Source organism: Pseudomonas sp. Soil_N_39 (assembly GCF_057655955.1).
In genome coordinates this window covers 194,497-211,733 of the sequence record NZ_JBDGLI010000011.1, presented here as the reverse complement: position 1 = coordinate 211,733, position 17,237 = coordinate 194,497, and the positions used below count along the sequence as shown (strand labels likewise).

General features: G+C 63.2%; 14 protein-coding genes. 8 read left to right on the top strand and 6 right to left on the bottom strand.

Annotation, left to right across the window (positions count from 1 at the left end):
• The first annotated feature begins 47 nt into the window (after positions 1 to 47).
• Positions 48 to 1,127: an endonuclease/exonuclease/phosphatase family protein gene (locus tag AC3A5O_RS18040; RefSeq protein WP_354339258.1), complete on the top strand. Its 1,080-nt coding sequence runs from the start codon at positions 48 to 50 to the stop codon at positions 1,125 to 1,127.
• A 134-nt stretch (positions 1,128 to 1,261) separates the two neighbouring features.
• Here the strand turns inward: AC3A5O_RS18040 and hrpB are convergent, their stop codons facing one another.
• Positions 1,262 to 3,778, bottom strand: coding sequence for an ATP-dependent helicase HrpB (gene hrpB / locus AC3A5O_RS18035; RefSeq protein ID WP_487753520.1), 2,517 nt, complete (start codon positions 3,776 to 3,778; stop codon positions 1,262 to 1,264).
• Positions 3,779 to 3,876: 98 nt separating this feature from the next.
• On the opposite strand from hrpB, the gene AC3A5O_RS18030 reads away from it, so the two are divergent.
• Positions 3,877 to 4,296 (top strand): polyribonucleotide nucleotidyltransferase, encoded by a 420-nt coding sequence (locus AC3A5O_RS18030; protein WP_122565071.1) that lies wholly within the window; start codon positions 3,877 to 3,879, stop codon positions 4,294 to 4,296.
• Positions 4,297 to 4,324: 28 nt separating this feature from the next.
• Positions 4,325 to 5,218, top strand: coding sequence for a cation diffusion facilitator family transporter (locus AC3A5O_RS18025; RefSeq protein WP_305468602.1), 894 nt, complete (start codon positions 4,325 to 4,327; stop codon positions 5,216 to 5,218).
• 177 nt (positions 5,219 to 5,395) lie between these two features.
• Here the strand turns inward: AC3A5O_RS18025 and AC3A5O_RS18020 are convergent, their stop codons facing one another.
• Positions 5,396 to 6,406 carry a DUF6515 family protein gene (locus tag AC3A5O_RS18020; protein WP_122565069.1) on the bottom strand — a complete coding sequence of 337 codons (1,011 nt, stop codon included), beginning with the start codon at positions 6,404 to 6,406 and terminating at the stop codon, positions 5,396 to 5,398.
• A gap of 285 nt (positions 6,407 to 6,691) precedes the next feature.
• Between AC3A5O_RS18020 and AC3A5O_RS18015 the strand changes: the two genes are divergently transcribed.
• The 3 genes from AC3A5O_RS18015 (at position 6,692) to AC3A5O_RS18005 (ending at position 8,791) form a co-directional block, all read left to right on the top strand.
• Positions 6,692 to 7,474, top strand: a complete 783-nt coding sequence (locus AC3A5O_RS18015; RefSeq protein WP_305468604.1) for a hypothetical protein — start codon at positions 6,692 to 6,694, stop codon at positions 7,472 to 7,474.
• A 337-nt stretch (positions 7,475 to 7,811) separates the two neighbouring features.
• On the top strand, positions 7,812 to 8,291 hold the full coding sequence (locus tag AC3A5O_RS18010) for an Lrp/AsnC family transcriptional regulator (protein ID WP_003185723.1): 480 nt from the start codon (positions 7,812 to 7,814) through the stop codon (positions 8,289 to 8,291).
• A gap of 290 nt (positions 8,292 to 8,581) precedes the next feature.
• On the top strand, positions 8,582 to 8,791 hold the full coding sequence (locus AC3A5O_RS18005) for a DUF2788 domain-containing protein (RefSeq protein WP_039594082.1): 210 nt from the start codon (positions 8,582 to 8,584) through the stop codon (positions 8,789 to 8,791).
• Here AC3A5O_RS18005 and AC3A5O_RS18000 read toward each other — a convergent pair.
• From AC3A5O_RS18000 to AC3A5O_RS17985, 4 genes are all read right to left on the bottom strand, one after another.
• Positions 8,786 to 9,352 (bottom strand): pseudouridine synthase, encoded by a 567-nt coding sequence (locus tag AC3A5O_RS18000; RefSeq protein WP_163006688.1) that lies wholly within the window; start codon positions 9,350 to 9,352, stop codon positions 8,786 to 8,788. The genes AC3A5O_RS18005 and AC3A5O_RS18000 overlap by 6 nt on opposite strands.
• A 139-nt stretch (positions 9,353 to 9,491) precedes the next feature.
• Complete coding sequence (gene amn, locus AC3A5O_RS17995) at positions 9,492 to 10,991, bottom strand: AMP nucleosidase (RefSeq protein ID WP_305468605.1); 1,500 nt, start codon at positions 10,989 to 10,991, stop codon at positions 9,492 to 9,494.
• 234 nt (positions 10,992 to 11,225) lie between these two features.
• Positions 11,226 to 12,875 (bottom strand): acyl-CoA dehydrogenase family protein, encoded by a 1,650-nt coding sequence (locus AC3A5O_RS17990; protein ID WP_487753519.1) that lies wholly within the window; start codon positions 12,873 to 12,875, stop codon positions 11,226 to 11,228.
• Between the two features lie 70 nt (positions 12,876 to 12,945).
• The gene (locus AC3A5O_RS17985; RefSeq protein ID WP_487753518.1) at positions 12,946 to 15,330 is read right to left on the bottom strand and encodes a hybrid sensor histidine kinase/response regulator; all 2,385 of its coding nucleotides are present in this window, start codon (positions 15,328 to 15,330) and stop codon (positions 12,946 to 12,948) included.
• A gap of 463 nt (positions 15,331 to 15,793) precedes the next feature.
• On the opposite strand from AC3A5O_RS17985, the gene AC3A5O_RS17980 reads away from it, so the two are divergent.
• On the top strand, positions 15,794 to 16,591 hold the full coding sequence (locus AC3A5O_RS17980; protein WP_024616125.1) for a hydroxymethylpyrimidine/phosphomethylpyrimidine kinase: 798 nt from the start codon (positions 15,794 to 15,796) through the stop codon (positions 16,589 to 16,591).
• Positions 16,592 to 16,608: 17 nt separating this feature from the next.
• Positions 16,609 to 17,235 (top strand): thiamine phosphate synthase, encoded by a 627-nt coding sequence (gene thiE / locus AC3A5O_RS17975; RefSeq protein ID WP_305468606.1) that lies wholly within the window; start codon positions 16,609 to 16,611, stop codon positions 17,233 to 17,235.
• Positions 17,236 to 17,237 lie beyond the last annotated feature (2 nt).

Below are 17,237 nucleotides of genomic sequence, written 5' to 3'. Positions count from 1 at the left end.
TCGGTTATGCTCGGGAGCACTTTTGCGTTTCGCCCATAAGCCGAGCCATGACCCGTCTATTGCGCTACACCTTGCTGGGCCTGCTGTTGATCCTCAGCCTGGCCGCCCTGTCGATCTATGGCCTGACCTGGCGGCCACAGCCCCGGGAAACCGTGCCGGTCAGTTGCACCGCCAACGCAGCAAAGCTGGCGCCCGGCCAAGCCTTGAAGGTGATGACCTGGAACGTCCAGTTCCTCGCCGGCAAGCGCTACGTGTTCTGGCACGACCTGGCCCAGGGCGACGATGAAAGCCCGACCCTGGAAGACATGGCCTTCAGCCTCGACGAAGTGGCCCGGGTCATCCGCGACGAGCAACCGGACATCGTGCTGCTCCAGGAACTGGACAAGGGCGCCAAGGCCAGCGATTACCAGGACCAGCTCAAACTGTTGCAGGAGCGCCTGGCCGACCTCTATCCGTGCGGCACCAGCGCCTTCGACTGGAAAGCCGACTTCATCCCCGACCCGCACATCTTCGGCAGCGTCGGCCGGCAACTGGCGACCCTGAGCCGCTACCGCATCGACCATGCCGAACGGGTGCAACTGCCGGTGGCCGACGCCAATTTCATCAGCCGTCAGTTCCAGCCGAAAAATGCCTTGTTGGTGAGTTATCTATCACTGAGCGACGGCGGCCAGTTGGCAGTACTTAACACCCATCTGGAACGGGCCACCGAACCGGACGAAACCCTGCCCAGACAAATCACCGCCGTGAGCAAGGCCCTGGACAAGTTCGAATCCGCGGGCACGCCCTGGCTGATCGGCGGCGACTTCAACCTGCTGCCCCTGGGTCAGTACCGGCGCCTGCCGTCCGAGCAACGCACGCCCTACTCCGCCGACAGCCCCCTGCACCTGCTGTGGGACAAATACCCAATGATCCCCACCAACAACGAAGCCAGCGGCATCGACCGCGAACACTGGCTGACCCACTACCCGAACGACCCCGGCCTCAACGGCCCCGACCGCACCGTCGACTACCTGTTCTACAGCCCCCGGATCAAACGGGTTGAAGCCCAGGTAAGGCAGGATGACACCTTGCGCATCTCCGATCATTTGCCGGTGATAGCACGGTTTTTGTTGCCGGCAATGCCGTGATTTGAGCCCCATCACCGAACAACTGTGGGAGCGGGCTTGCTCGCGAATACGGTGGGTCAGTTACATAAATTATTGACTGACACTCCGCATTCGCGAGCAAGCCCGCTCCCACAAAGGTTTTGTGTCGGCCCCAATTACTTACGCGGCTTGACCCGCGCCGTCGCCTCCGCCACCAGCGGATCATCCGGCCAGTAATGCTTGGGATACCGCCCCTTGAGATCCTTCTTCACCTCGGCGTAGGTGCTGCGCCAGAAGTTCGCCAGGTCCTGGGTGACCTGTACCGGTCGGCGCGCCGGGGACAGCAGGTGCAACTTGACCACCTGCCGCCCGCCGGCAATGCGCGGGGTGTCGGCCAGGCCGAAGAGTTCCTGCAAGCGCACCGCCAGGATCGGCGGATGTTCGCTATAGTCCAGCCGGATCGACGAACCCGAGGGCACGCTCAAATGATGCGGCGCCAGTTCATCCAAGCGTTGCGGCAGGGGCCAGGGCAACAGGTTGTGAACGATGCTCGACAGGTCCAGGTTGGCGAAATGGCTGAGGCGCGAGACGCGGCCCAGGTACGGCATCAACCAATGCTCGAGGCTGTCCAGCAAGGCGCCGTCGCTGACGTCCGGCCACTCGCTTTCACCCTTGGTGTCCAGGTCCAGACGACGCAGCAGCGCCACCCGCGCCTGCCATTGCCGCAGTTCCGGGGTCCAGGGCAACAATTCCAGGCCCTTGCGCCGCACCAGGTTCACCAGGGCCTGGCTACGGGCTGACTCATCCAGGCCGGTCAACGGTTCGCGGCTGAGCACCAGTTCGCCGACCTTGCGCTGGCGCTCGGCTCGCAGCACGCCTTCGCGCTCGTCCCAATCCAGTTGATCCACCGTGCGCACTTGCTCGGCCAATACCGACTCGAACAGTGCCGGGTCGAAATCCGTCGCCAGGTAGATCCGCTCTTCCCGCTGGCCCTGGCGGCTGCCCAGGTCGGCGATCACCAGCCACGCTTGTTTCATCAGGCTGTCAGCCTCGGCAAACAGCGCCGCACGGCCGTTGGCCAGGCGATACTCCGCGCCGCCCGGCCGGCGCTGTTGGGCAACGCGGTCCGGGTACGCCAAGGCCAGCAACGCGCCGAGCCAGCGCGGATGGTCGGGATCGGCCACGGCTTCTTCAGCCTTGCCCCGCAAATAGCCGCGATATTGCCGGGCCAGTTGCCGCGCCCGCTGTACCCCGCCCTGAGCGCCCCGCGCCGCCCGTTCTTCGCCGGACAGCAAGGCCAGGCGACTGTGCAGGTCCGCGCCGGCGCCACGGAGAATGTCGCGCTCGCCCAACAGTGCGGCGACGTTGCAGGCCATGTCCGCCAGTCCCAGGGCCTGGCCGCGCAACAGCAGGTGGGCGATACGCGGGTGGGCCGGCAGTTCGGCCATGGCCTGGCCGTGGCGGGTCAGTTGCTCGCCCTCCAGCGCGCCCAGGCGTTGCAGCAGGTCCTGGGCCTGGGCATACGCGGCGGCGGGTGGGACGTCGAGCCAGACCAGTTGCTGCGGCGTCACGCCCCAGCGTCCCAACTGCAGGGCCAACCCGGCCAGGTCCGCCGACAGGATCTCCGCGCTGCCGTAAGCGGCCAATTGTTCATGCTGGTCTTCGGACCACAACCGGTAGCACACCCCCGGTTCCAGGCGCCCGGCGCGACCGGCCCGCTGGGTGGCGCTGGCCCGGGAAATGCGCTGGGTGTCGAGCCGGGTCATGCCGCTGCCCGGGTCGAAACGCGGTACCCGGGCCAGTCCGGCGTCGATCACCACCCGCACGCCATTGATGGTCAGGCTGGTTTCGGCAATGTTGGTGGCCAACACCACCTTGCGCTGGCCGTGGGGCGCCGGGTCGATGGCGGCGCGCTGGGCGGCGAGGTCCAGCTCGCCGTGCAACGGGCAGAGCAAGACGTTGCCGCCTTCGCCCAGGGTCTCGGCCAGTTGCTGATGGACTCGACGGATCTCCGCCTGCCCAGGCAGGAACACCAAGACGCTGCCGGTTTCATCGTGCAGTGCTTCAAGCACGGTCTGCACCAGCCGTGGCTCGATGAACTCGCCGGGCTGGAATGGCCGGCCCCAGCGCACCGTCACCGGGAACATGCGGCCTTCGCTGCGCAGGATCGGCGCGTTGTCCAACAACCCGGCCAGGCGTTCGCCTTCCAGGGTGGCGGACATCAGCAGGATCTTCAGCGGCTGGTCGTCGCGAAACAACTCCCGACCGTTGAGGCTCAAGGCCAGGGCCAGGTCGGCGTCGAGGCTGCGTTCATGGAACTCGTCGAAAATCAGCAGCCCCACACCTTCCAGCGCCGGATCGTCCTGCAAACGGCGTGTGAGAATGCCTTCGGTGACCACCTCGATGCGGGTCTTGGGCCCGACCTTGCTGTCGAGGCGAATCCTATAGCCAACCGTCTCACCGACCTTCTCCCCCAGTTCGCTGGCCAGCCGCTCGGCCGCCGCCCGTGCCGCCAGGCGCCGGGGTTCGAGCATCAGGATGGTCTGCCCGGCCAGCCAGGGCTCGTTCAGCAAGGCCAGGGGAACGCGGGTGGTTTTACCGGCACCGGGCGGCGCTTCAAGCACGGCTTCGTGGCGCAAGGCCAGGGCTTGGCGCAGGGCGGGTAAAACTTCATCAATCGGCAAAGAAATCATGCTGGCTCCAAAACAGAGGGCCGAGTATAACGGCGAACTGTTTAGCGTGGTCTGGACTCCAACCAGCAACGCCTCTACTACCTGTTCAGGAGATTGCTATGCGTATTCCCTCTCGCGTGATCGGTGGCGTGCTGGTCGCCACCCTGCTGACCCAGATCAGCGCCTGTGGCTCGATCTTCTACCCGGACCGTCGCGGCCAGATCGACGGCAAGATCGACCCGGCCATCGCCGCCCTCGATGCCGTCGGCCTGCTGTTCTACATCATCCCCGGCCTGATCGCGTTCGCCGTGGACTTTGCCACCGGCGCCATCTATTTCGAGCCGGGCCGCAGCGTGCAGATCGAGCCAGAGAAACTCAAGCCGGCCATCAACCCCGACGGCACAGTCAATAACCAAAAACTGCAGGCGATCCTGGAACGCGAACTGGGCCGCAGCTTCCCGCTGGACGATCCTCGCCTGATCCAACACAAAGGCAGCGCGCAGCAACTGGCCACGCTCGGTCTCAAACCGGCCGCATGACCGGCGCTGCAGAAGGAACGACCGCGCCATGACCACCAGTACCGAACACGCTCGCCTGTTGCGCCTGGCCACCCGGGCGTCGGTGGCCGTAGCCCTTGTCCTGATCGTCGCCAAGGCCCTGGCCTGGTGGCTCAGCGGTTCGGTGAGCATGCTCGCCGGCCTGACCGACTCGGCGCTGGACGGCGTCACCTCGCTGCTCAATCTGCTGGCGGTGCATTACGCCCTGCGCCCCGCCGACGATGACCATCGCTATGGTCATGGCAAGGCCGAGTCCCTGGCCGGCATGGCCCAGGCGCTGTTTATCGGCGGCAGTGCGGTATTGATTGCCTTGCAGGCCTTTGAGCGCCTGAAAGAGCCGGTGCCGGTGGACGCGCCCTGGCTCAGCGTCGGCGTGATCGTGTTTTCCCTGGGGCTGACCCTGGCGCTGCTGGCGTTGCAGCATCGGGTCATCCGCGCTACCGGTTCCAACGCCGTGCGCGCCGATTCGCTGCACTATCGCTCCGACCTGTTGCTCAACGGCAGCATCCTGGTCGCGCTGGTACTGGCCGGGTTCGGCTGGTATCAACTCGACGCCTGGTTCGGCCTGGGCATTGCGGCGTACATCCTGTGGAGCGCCATCCAGATTGCTCGGGAAAGCTTCGCGGTGCTGATGGATGAAGAACTGCCGCCCGACGTCAGCCAGCGCATGCTGGAACTGGCCTGTGCCGTACCCGGCGTGCTCGGCGCCCATGACCTGCGTACGCGGGTCTCCGGTAACCACTGGTTCGTGCAACTGCACCTGGAGTTGCCGGGGGAACTGACCCTGTCAGTGGCCCATGGCATCAGCGACCAGGCCGCCGATGCCATCCACCGTGCTTACCCGAAGGCCGAGGTTCTGGTGCATGCCGATCCGTCGGAAGTGGTGAAGCGCGCCAGCGCATAAGCTGTCGAACATCGAACCTGTGGCGAGGGGATTTATCCCCGCTGGACTGCGAAGCAGTCCCAAAGCAGCGACTCAACCGTTCTGGCACACCGAGTTGTGGAACCTGAGGGCTGCTCCGCAGCCCAGCGGGGATAAATCCCCTCGCCACAAGAACGGGCATTCCCCTCTTCTCAAAACTCAGTACGTCACCTGATACCCACGACTGCTCAAGCAACTGCCCTGGGCCTGGCGATAGGTCTGCACCACTTCAGGTGCCGGTGGGTAGGTGTAGTTGCGCGGATCGAACCCGCTCTGCTGCACCGCCCAGCGATAGCAGTCGTAGCCATCCTGATTGACCTGCTCGGGCGACTGGCCGTTGGCCGGATAGGCCACCACATCGAAACTGTTGCCTTGGGGCTGCGGCTGCGGGTTGGCGACCGGCGCATCGACCACGACGTAATCCTGAGTGTTGGCTTCGTAGATGTAATAGGCGCCGGCCGCGAGGAAGAATAGCGAACTGCCGATCCACACTTCCCGGGCGTAATCGGGCAGGTAACGGGTGCGGATGCCCCGCGGTGGCGCGACCACCACATAACGCGGCCCTTGAGGGCGATACCAGTAGCCGCCCGAATAGAAATAGTCCTGGCCGCGATAAGGCACACGGTAGTTGCGATCCGGGAAACGGTCGATCACATAACCAGGACGGTATTGCGGCCCCGGCCCCCAACCGTTGCCGTGCCCACCCGGCCGGCCGGGCCAAGGCCGATCGGGACGGCCGTCATGGTCAGGACGCGGACCTGCGTTCGGATAACCATCGTTGCGCCGAGGAATATCGCGGTAATACCCCGGTTGCGGCTCACGGGTCTGGGTCACGCTGTCGGGCCGGCCCTGAATGGGCAAGTTGTTGCCAGGCTGCGGCTGCGGGCGGCCATGGCCGTTGGGGTCTTGAGGCCCACGGTCATAGTGCTGGCCGCCCTGGTATTGCGGCTGCGGCTTGACCTCGAACTGGCGACTGTTGTCGCCCCGAATGATTTCGTTGCTCTGCGGCCTTGGCTGGCCCGAGTAACCCTGGCCGTTGCCGCCGCGCCCGTCCGGCCCGTGACTGCCATCCGGGCCGCCACGGTTTTGCTGATCGTCGGCCATTCCCTGCGCACTGACACTTGCCCACAACAGACCAACACCTGCCAAACGCCAGATGCGCGACTTCATGAAATTCCTCACAACGGTTCAGGGCCTGATGATAAGACTGGAAAAGCCCAGGCCGGTTCTGCGACAGGTTATCAGCCACGGGGTTTATTTCGCAGGCTGCTGAAAGTTTTCCTCTAAGATGCCTATCGATTTCGCCGGTTGACAGGACTTCCGTTCACCCGTAACGACTACCGGCATCTGTCGCAATGAGCCAATCAAGGGAGTGAAGGCATGTCAATTCCATTCAGGTGGGGTCAAGGGCACCTCATGCGGATCCTCGTCACGAGGATCCGTCTTGGTGCTCTGATGCTGCTGCCCGTAGCCCTGTCGGCCTGCGGGCATGCACCGCTGGTGCAGGAAAACGACAGACGTCTAAGCCGTATGTTGTGTGAAGTAGGGGAGCAGCGGGTAACGTTGAGTCCGCGTTTTTCTTACGATCTGCCTGGACCGCTGCGCCATACGCCATGTGGCACCTTGGAAAGCGGTTTCGACTATGACAAGCGACGTGATGTGCAAACGGCAGGTACCACCGGCAGCTTTCGGGCCGGAGCGCTTGAAATACTGGCCTCATCATTGTCCCTCGTCGTAGAGGGTTGGCTCGATGGGCGGGAAGAAGGCACCTTGTATACCCCGGAACAATTTCTCCAATACCAACTTGCCTTAATGGATGTGACTTCAAGCAAAGCACGGCCGCAGGACATCAACTGGGTCACTCACCGGAGCATGCAGTGCCTTCGCTTCCACAACGTCTGGCATGGCCCGTCGGGATCCTGGGAAGAGGACGTAAAATACTGGTGTTGGGAAAACCAGAGCGGTCTGAAACAACCGTTCTCGGTCAGCGCCGGCCAACGCTTACCCGAAGGCACCAAGGGCTACGACCTGGATCAGGCCTTTATCCTGCCCTTCTTCCAGAGCCTGAAAATCAATCGCCTGTCCGATACCGCCCTGGCCGAGGCTGACGCAAAAATCAAAGCCGCCTGCGCCCACGTCAAATCCCGCTATGACCAGCATCTGAACTGGGGCGACGACTATCCAGACAAACGCCTGACCCGCCAACGCCTGCGCTCTTGCGGATATGACGCGCCCTAGCCAAAGCAGAATCTGCGCCCAATAAAAAAGGGAGACCCGTCGGCCTCCCCTTGAGAATTTCGTCCGTGCGCGACGCTTATGACGTCGGCTCACCTCACGCCGTCTTCTGGACGGTGTGCAGCTCGGGGGTCTGCCAGTACCGGTGGGTACTGCGACCGCAGCCGGCCTGATTGGGCGGGCTGCACTGGACTGTTTGTCCGAGCAGTGATCTTGGTGGTAAGCATAAGCCTGGGGTGCCGACGGATGATTGCGAAGATTGCTTAAATAAACATCACTTGCGCAATTTTTAACCCCGGATAGATAATCTGCCGCAATTATCAAGATAAAGGCCCGACCGATGAGCAAACTCGACCGTTACGACCTGAGCATTCTGGCGGAATTGCAGCGCGACGCGCGCATCTCCAACCAGGAACTGGCCGAACGCATCGGCCTGTCGCCCTCCCCTTGCTCGCGACGGGTCAAGCAGTTGGAAGATGACGGCTACATCACCCGCCAGGTCGCCCTGCTCGACCGCAAGCTGCTGGGCCTGAGCCTGACGGCTTATGTGCTGATCGGCATGGACCGCCACACACCCGAGCGCTTCGAGAACTTCGAAGCCGCCATCCGCAACCTGCCGCAAGTGCTGGAGTGCAGCTTGGTCACCGGCATGGACGCGGACTATCAGCTCAAGGTGGTGGTGCCGGACATGGACCATTACCAGAAACTGCTGTTGGGGCACCTGACCCGGATCGATGGCGTCACCAGCGTGCGTTCGAGCTTTGTGCTGAACCAGGTGCTTAACAGTACCGAGCTGCCGTTGACTCATCTGCGCAGTTGAAGGCGCCATCGCGAGCAGGCTCGCTCCCACATGGGTTCCGGATGCTCACAGAAATCGCGCCCACCGCAAATCCGTGTGGGAGCGAGCTTGCTCGCGATAGCGGTGGTTCAGCTTGCATTGACGTTGGATGTGCTACCGCCATCGCGAGCAAGCTCGCTCCCACATGGGTCTATAGCGTCAGCCCAGGCGATGAATAGCTGCGACACACCGCCGCAGGCCAATCCCCCACCCGCCCCCCATGCCTTATACTCGCCGCGCCTTTTCAATCCCGCCCACGCCGGAGTGTCCTGATGGATCCTGCTGTTTTCGAAGAGTGGATGATGACCGGCCTGGTCAGCATCCTGATCATTTTCATGGGTTTCATCGTCTGGGACCTGGCGAAGAAGTCCAAGGCCGGGCGTTTTGGCTCGTTCATCCTGTTTTTCGTGCTGGGCCTCGGCGTGGCCGCGTTCATCATCAAGAGCGTGGTGATCGGCCTGATCGAATCCGGGACGCTATAAGCGCGCCGGCACTTCCTTCCACTGGCCCTGGTCGAGCCCTTCGAGCGTCCAGTCACCGATCCTGACCCGCACCAGGCGCAGTGTCGGCAAACCCACCGCAGCGGTCATGCGTCGCACCTGACGGTTGCGCCCTTCGCGGATCACCAGCTCCAGCCAGCTCGTGGGCACGCTTTTACGAAAACGCACCGGCGGGTTGCGCGGCCACAATTGTGGCTCGTCCAATTGCCGCGCCTCGGCCGGCAACGTCATGCCGTCGTTCAATTCCACGCCCTCGCGCAAACGCTGCAATTGTTCAGCGCTCGGCTCACCCTCGACTTGCACCCAATAGGTCTTGGCCAGCTTGTGTTTGGGGTCGGCAATACGCGCCTGCAACTGCCCATCGTTGGTCAGCAACAGTAACCCTTCGCTGTCGCGATCCAGCCGCCCGGCCGGGTAGATGCCCGGTACGTCGATAAAATCCTTGAGCGTCGCCCGCCCCTCACCGTCGCTGAATTGCGTCAGCACATCGAAGGGTTTATTGAACAGGATCAGCTTTGGCTCGGCCGGCGGAGCCTTGGCCACACGGCGCGGGGCTGCGGCGGGGAGCTTCGCGCCAGGGCGACGGGAAGCGGGGCGTGGGGGACGGGGCATGGCGAATACAACATCTAACGGTCAGGGCCGACCATGCTAGTGGCCCGACCGTTAAATGACCACCATCCGATCAGCGGAACGGCGGCTCGTCGAAGCTGCGCAGCTTGCGCGAATGCAACGAGTTGAGTTCGGTGCGCAACAGGTCCAGCGCCGCGATGCCGATCTTCAAATGCTGGTTGACCGCTCGCTCATAGAACGCGTTAGCCGAACCCGGCAGCTTGATCTCGCTGTGCAGCGGTTTGTCCGAGACGCACAGCAGCGTGCCATAAGGCACCCGCAGACGATAACCCTGGGCGGCGATGGTGCCGCTTTCCATGTCCACCGCCACGGCGCGAGACAGGTTGATCAGCGGCCGCTCCTGGGCCCAGCGCAGTTCCCAGTTACGGTCGTCGTAGGTCAGCACGGTGCCGGTGCGCAGGCGTTTTTTCAGCTCGTCGCCCTTCTCGCCAGTGATGTTCGCCGCCGCCTGCTGCAGGGCCATCTGCACTTCGGCCAAGGCCGGAATCGGAATGTTCGGCGGTACCACCCGGTCCAGGATCCCGTCGCGGCGCATATAGGCGTGGGCCAGCACATAGTCGCCAATGGTCTGCGACTGCCGCAACCCGCCGCAGTGGCCGATCATCAGCCAGCAATGCGGGCGCAGCACGGCGAGGTGGTCGGTGATGTTCTTGGCGTTGGACGGGCCGACACCGATGTTCACCAGGGTCACGCCATGGCCGTCGTTGCTCTGCAGGTGATAGGCCGGCATCTGGTAGCGGTGCCAGACCACCCCGGCGGCGATGGCCGACGCTTCGCTGTGCTCCATGTTCTTGTCGATGATCACGTTGCCCGGCAGGACCATGCGTACAAAGCGCGGGTCGCTGCGCAGTTGCTCCAGGCCATGGACGATGAACTGGTCGACATAGCGGTGGTAGTTGGTCAGCAGGATCCACGGCTGCACATGGCGCCAGTCGCTGCCGGTGTAATGCACCAGCCGGCGCAGGGAAAAATCCACCCGCGCGGCGTCGAACAGCGCCAAGGGCAGCGGGTCGGTGTTTTCCCAGTCATAGAGGCCGTCGGCGATGCCATCGGTGGCGGCCGACAGGTCAGTGCTGGGGAATACCCGCGCCAGCACGGCGGCGGTCACACCGGAGCCGGCCAGTTCGTCGCCCTGCTCCACCACGTACGGGTACGGGATGTTCTGCTCGCTGACGCCCACTTCCACGGTGACGGTAAAGTCGTGCATCAACGGGACCAGCTGTTCCAGCAGGTATTTACGGAACGCGGCGGGATGGGTGACGGTGACGCTGTAGGTGCCGGGCAACTGGACCTTGGCGTAGGCCCGGGTGGTTTGCGGGACTTCGCCGTGGCAGTGATAGGTCAGGCGCAGGGCCGGATAACGAAACAATGCACGCTGCTCGGCATCCGGCTCGATGCGATCCTTGAGATAACGCATCAGCGCCTGGTTCAGCGCGGTGGTCGCACGCTCGTGCAGGGCCGCCAGACGATCCACGGCTTGTTCGGCGGTTTGAACGACAATAAACGCTTCGGTCACGATCAGCTTCCTGTGTTCTGACTTGCAGGCCTTCATCTTGCCTGCATCGTCGTCTGACGGGAACAGTGGCGTAGTGGACTCGCTCCCACACTTGATCTCAGTAGCCCCAGAATTGCCACCGCATATCCCCTGTGGGAGCGAGCTTGCTCGCGATAGCGGTGTGTCAGTCACCACAGATGTTGGATGGGCCGACGCCATCGCGAGCAAGCTCGCTCCCACAATGGACCTTCAGCGGCCCCTGGACTGCCATTCATCACAGGTGTGTGTTGTTTAAAAGCCGTGTGGGGTCGAGCGGGCGGCGATGGCCTCTACATCCAAGCCCCGAGGCAGGGCACCGTACACCCGGCCGGTCGAACCCAGGCGACTGGCGATGAAGGCATCGCTGACCTCACTGTTGCCCGCTTCGAGCAACAGTTTGGCTTGCAAGCCAACGGCGATGTCTTCGGTCAATTGCCGGGCGCGGTACTGGATGTCGTCGGTGTCCTTGAACGCCGCGTGCAATTGGTGGATGTGGCCGGCCAGGCGCTTGTCGCCGTGGCCGTCGCCCAATTCGCTGAACAAGACCTCCAGCACACCCGGCTCCTTGGACAAGGCGCGCAACACATCGAGGCATTGCACGTTGCCGGAGCCTTCCCACGTCGAGTTGACCGGCGCTTCGCGGTACAGGCGCGGCAGGATGCTGTCTTCGACGTAGCCGGCACCGCCCATGCATTCGGCAGCTTCGTTGATCATCGCAGGGGCGCGCTTGCAGATCCAGTACTTGCCCACCGCCGTCACCAGCCGGGCGAACTTGGCCTCGTGCTCGTCGTTCAAGTGGTCCAGCGCCCGGCCCATGCGCAGGCTCAAGGCCAGGGCGGACTCGCTTTCCAGCGCCAGGTCAGCCAGGACGTTTTGCATCAGCGGCTGTTCGCTCAACAGCTTGCCGCCGACCTTGCGGTGCGCGCAGTGATGGCTGGCCTGGGTCAACGCCTGGCGCATCAAGGCGCTGGAGCCGACCATGCAATCGAAGCGGGTCATGGCCACCATCTCGATGATCGTCGGCACGCCTCGGCCTTCTTCACCGACCATCCAGGCCAGTGCGCCACGGAACTCGACTTCGCTGGAGGCGTTGGAACAGTTGCCCAGTTTGTTTTTCAAGCGCTGGATGTAGAACTGATTGCGCGTATCGTCGGGGCGATGGCGCGGCAGCAGGAAACAGGTCAGCCCCTTGTCGGTCTGGGCCAAGGTGAGGAAGGCGTCGCACATCGGCGCCGAACAGAACCATTTGTGCCCCACCAGCTCATAGGCCTGGCCCGGGCCGCTGGCGCCCACCGGATAGGCCTTGGTGGTGTTGGCCCGCACATCGGTGCCGCCCTGTTTTTCGGTCATTGCCATGCCCACGGTCACCCCGGGCTTGTGGGCCATGCCGACATTGCGCGGGTCGTACTCGGTGGCGAGCACCTTCGGCACCCAGCGCTCGGCCAGGTCCGGCTGCAAGCGCAGCGCTGGCACGCTGGCAAAAGTCATGGTCAACGGGCAACCAGTACCGGCTTCAGCCTGGCTGTGCAGGTAGGTCATCGAGGCACGGGCGACATGCGCACCGGGCTGTGGATGGGCCCAGGGCAAACTGGGCAGGCCATGCTCGACGGCGGCCCGCATCAACTGGTGATACGCGGGATGGAATTCCACCAGATCGATGCGATGACCGTAACGGTCATGACTGGAAAAAACCGGTTTGTTCTGGTTGGCCAGGAAGCCCGCTTCCATCAATGGCCCGCCAGCCAACGCCCCATACGCATCGATCCGCGCCTGCGCCCAGCCAGCCCCAAAGCGCTGCGACCACTGTTGCAGCGGCAGGTCGATGCGGTACAGGTTCGCGCCATCCAGGGATGGCGGCTGATTGGTGACGTCGTGGGTTTCAGCGAACTGGTGCAGGTTCATGACAGGGCTCCTCGATCGGCAGGGATTCAGTTAAGCACCGCCTCCAAGCCGAACAAAGTGTCATATGCGCCTAAATATCGGCGCTTTCACCCTGCCTGGGGCACAGCACCCGACGCTGGAGCGTCGCCTGCAAGGCCTCGAATTTCACCGGCTTGCTCAGGTAATCGATCAACGCGCCCGACGGGCAACACTCATGGCCCACGTTCGGGCTGACCACCAGCACCGGCAGCTCCTCGCAGCCGGACAACGATCGGATCTGGCAACAGACCGACACACCGTCCAGCGGCGGCGCTTGGCAATCGAGCAGCACCGCATCAAAGCGCTCGCCGTGCAACAGCTCCAGCGCGGCGCGGCCACTGTCGGCGGTGCGCACCCGATAACCCAGCTTGAGCAGCATGCCGCGCATGACCAACTGATCGATGTTGTTGTCATCCGCCAGCAGCACCGTGCAATCCTGGGGTTGGCGCGAACCTTGGCGGCCACCGAAGGCAAACGGCGTCGGGACCGCCGCCGGCAAGGCCACGTCAAACTCCACGTCCAACTGGAAACGGCTGCCGCGACCAGGCTCGGAGGTGTGGGTCAGGCGCCCGCCCAGCAGTTCCACCAATTGCCGGCAGATGGCCAGGCCCACACCGAGGCCGCCGTATTCGCGGGTCATCGAGCCGTCGAGTTGGAAGAAGCGCTGGTACAAGGTCGCTTCCCCCAAGTCGGTAAAACCGATTCCGGTGTCGATGACGGCAAAGGACAGCACCACCCGACCAAACTCCGTCGACCGGCCGCTGACTCGCAAGGCCAAGCCGCCCACCCGCGTGAACTTGATGGCGTTGTCCAGCAGGCATTCCAGGCTTTGGGCCAGTTTGCCGCTGTCGCCGAGCAACCGGTCCGTCAGGCCCGGGGCCACGTCGACCTTGAAATCCAGGCCCTTGGCCGCGGCATTGGCGCCGAACTGCACCTGCAGCGCATCGACCACCCCACGCAGACTGAACGGCGCGGGATAGACCTTGAGCTTGCCGGCCTGCAACTCGGTGAGGGTGAGGATGCCATTGACCATGCGCATCATGTCCCGCGCCGACCCGGCGGCGGTCTGCTGATACTGGGTCAGTTCCTCGTCCATCTCGACGGTTTCCATCAGCTCCAGGGAACCGATCACGCCATTCATCGGCGTGCGCAGTTCATGGGTCAGGGTGGCGAGGAATTCATCCTTGAGCTTGTTGCCGTGGGCCAGTTGCTGGTTGAGCACTTCGAGTTTCTGCCCGGCGTCCAACAGGGTCTGGGCCTGCTGTTCGCGCATGGCATTGATACGGTCGGCCAGGGCCAGGGACAACAGCGCCACTTCGATGGCCGAGCCGATCTGGCTGGCGTACATGGTCAGGAAGACGTTCGGCAGGTAACCCAACACCATCAAGGTATTGATGATGCCCCCCAGCAGAAACGCCGACCAGGCGATGATGAAATAACGCGCCACCCGCAGGCCACGCCACCAGGCGAACAGCCCGGCGGCAAAGATCGCCACCGTGAACACCAGCGCCAACGCCGTTGCCAGGCGCAGCGCCAGGGCATAACTGGTCATCAGCGACAGGCCGATGACCACGGCGCTGTAGCCGATCAGTGCCAGCAGCATGCGGTCCATCCAGCGGCCATGCTGGGCAGTTTGCAGGAAGCTGCGGGCGAACTGGCTGCCAAACAGGCCCGCGCAGCCAATGAAGAACGGCGTCGCGGCGTTGGCCCACCAGGGGTTGTCCGGCCAGAAGAACTCCACGGCGGCACCGTTGACCGACAACTGGTACAGGCCGAACGAGGCGATATAGAAGATGTAATAGAGGTAGCTGGTATCGCGCACGCTCAGGTAGATGAACAGGTTGTACACCAGCATCCCCAGCAGCACGCCATAGATGATACCCAGCACATACAGGCGCACCGGCTGTTGCTCGAGGTACGCGGTGCTCGACCACAGCGTCAACGGTGCCTGGATCGAACCCTGGCTTTGCAGGCGCAGATAGACGGTCTGTTGTTGCTCGGGTTTGAACGCCAGGCTGAACAGATAGTTGTTCTGGCGGATCTCGCGGCTGGCGAACGGCAATGCATCACCGGTCTGGCGAACCAGGCGATAGGCCCCCGCCGCGTCAGGCAGGTACAAATCGAGGTGGTCCAATGGCGGGTAGGCCAATTCCAGCAGCCAGGTGCGCTGGGCGTCGGGATTGCCGGGACGATAGTGCAGGTTGATTTTCAACCAGAAGGCTGATCGTGAGTAACCAGCGTTCAGCGTGGCTTTGTCGTGGGGTTTGAAAGCGCCCGTCGCGGACTGGGCCAGGACCTCATCAAGCGTCGCCGTACCGCCCGCATCTTCGAACACTTGCAGGGCATGGCCCAAGGGCAGGTTTTGGGTGAATTCATCGAATTCCAGGGCACTTGCCAGAGGGGGCAAGCACAGCAGTAACATCAGCAAATAGCGCATTGAAGCCCCAGCGTGGCCTGTCCGGTTGAGTCAGGAAGCCCCCCATTCCCTGAGTAGACGTAAAACCGGCATTACCTGTTATGTGTTGGATCCATCTCTAGCATAGCCGTTGATGGCCAATTTGCACCATCGAATTTTTTACCACAGAGGGCTCTAGAACGGGCGTTTCAGAGCAAAGCATTGAGATAGAGCTGTTGCTTTGGTCAGATTGAATAGCGCCTTGGAGCCGGACTCGACTGTTTGGACCTGGAACATGGTTTCTGTGGCGAGGGGATTTATCCCCGTTGGGGTGCGAAGCGCCCCCATTCAAGTTGTCTGACACACCGCAGTGTCAGGTTTAGGGCTGCTGCGCACCCCAGCGGGGATAAATCCCCTCGCCACAAAGAAATTCCCCCATCACATAAATTTTCCTCTGGCGCAGGTGCGCGCCGATCAAACAGGTTTGGTGGTAAGCTCGCGCACCATGAATATCTACAGCTCTCGCCCCGTTGTCCTTTGCCTCTCCGGCCACGATCCCAGTGGTGGCGCCGGTTTGCAGGCAGATATCGAAGCCCTGCTCGCCCAGGGTTGCCATGCCGCCCCCGCCGTTACCGCATTGACCGTGCAAGACACCGTCAACGTCAGCGATTTCCGCGTGCTCGATCGCGAGTGGGTGCTGGCGCAAGCCAATGCCGTGCTCAACGATGCCCAGGTGGCGGCGGTCAAGCTGGGAATGCTCGGCTCCCTGGAAATGGTCGACACGGTGGTCGAGCTGCTCCAGGCGCACCCGCACCTGCCGATGGTCTGCGACCCGGTGTTGCGTGCCGGCGGTGGCGGGCGCCTGGGCAAGGATGAGGTCGGCTACGCCATGCGCGAACGCCTGTTGCCCTTGGCAATCATCGCCACCCCCAACCTGCCTGAAGCACGCATCCTCGCCGAACTGCCCGAGGGCAGCGCCGACGAGTGCGCGGAAAAACTGCTGCCCTTCGTCAAACACCTGTTGATCACCGGTGGTCACGGCGACGAACATGAAGTCCATAATCGCCTGTACAGCCGCGACGGCCGCCGCGAAACCTTTACCTGCCAGCGCCTGCCTGGTAGCTACCACGGTTCCGGTTGCACCTTGGCCAGCGCCCTGGCCGGTCGGCTGGCCCAGGGCGAACAGCTCGCCAGCGCGGTCAAGACTGCGCTGGATTACACCTGGCGCACCTTGCGCGATGCCGAACAACTGGGCAAAGGCCAGTTCGTGCCGCGTCGCCTGCCGCTGGATTTCTGCTCGTAGCACCGGAGGCCTGTGGAATGAAATTACGTGGCCTTTACGCCATCACCGATAGCCAATTGCTGGCCGGTAAGTTCCTCGCTTATGTAGAAGCGGCGCTGGAAGGTGGCGTGACCCTGCTGCAATACCGCGACAAAAGCAACGACGAAGCCCGACGTCTGCGGGAAGCCGAAGCCCTGCGCAATCTGTGCGAACGCTACAAGACCCAGTTGATCATCAACGACGACGCCGAACTGGCCGCGCGCCTGGGCGTCGGTGTGCACCTGGGCCAGACCGATGGCCCACTGGCGCCGGTACGGGCACTGCTCGGGCACAAGGCGATCGTCGGCGCCACCTGCCACGCCAGCCTGGCACTGGCCGAACAGGCCGCCAGCGAAGGCGCCAGTTATGTCGCGTTCGGGCGCTTCTTCAACTCCAACACCAAGCCTGGCGCCCCCAGCGCACACCTTGAACTGCTCGAACAGGCGCACGTCAAACTGCATATCCCTGTCTGCGCCATCGGCGGCATCACCCTGGAGAACGCCGCCCCGTTGGTGGCCCACGGGGCCGACCTGCTGGCGGTGGTCCACGGCCTGTTCGGCGCCGACAGCAGTGCTGAAGTGACGCGCCGCGCCCGCGCCTTCAATGCGCTGCTACAGATCAAATAGTC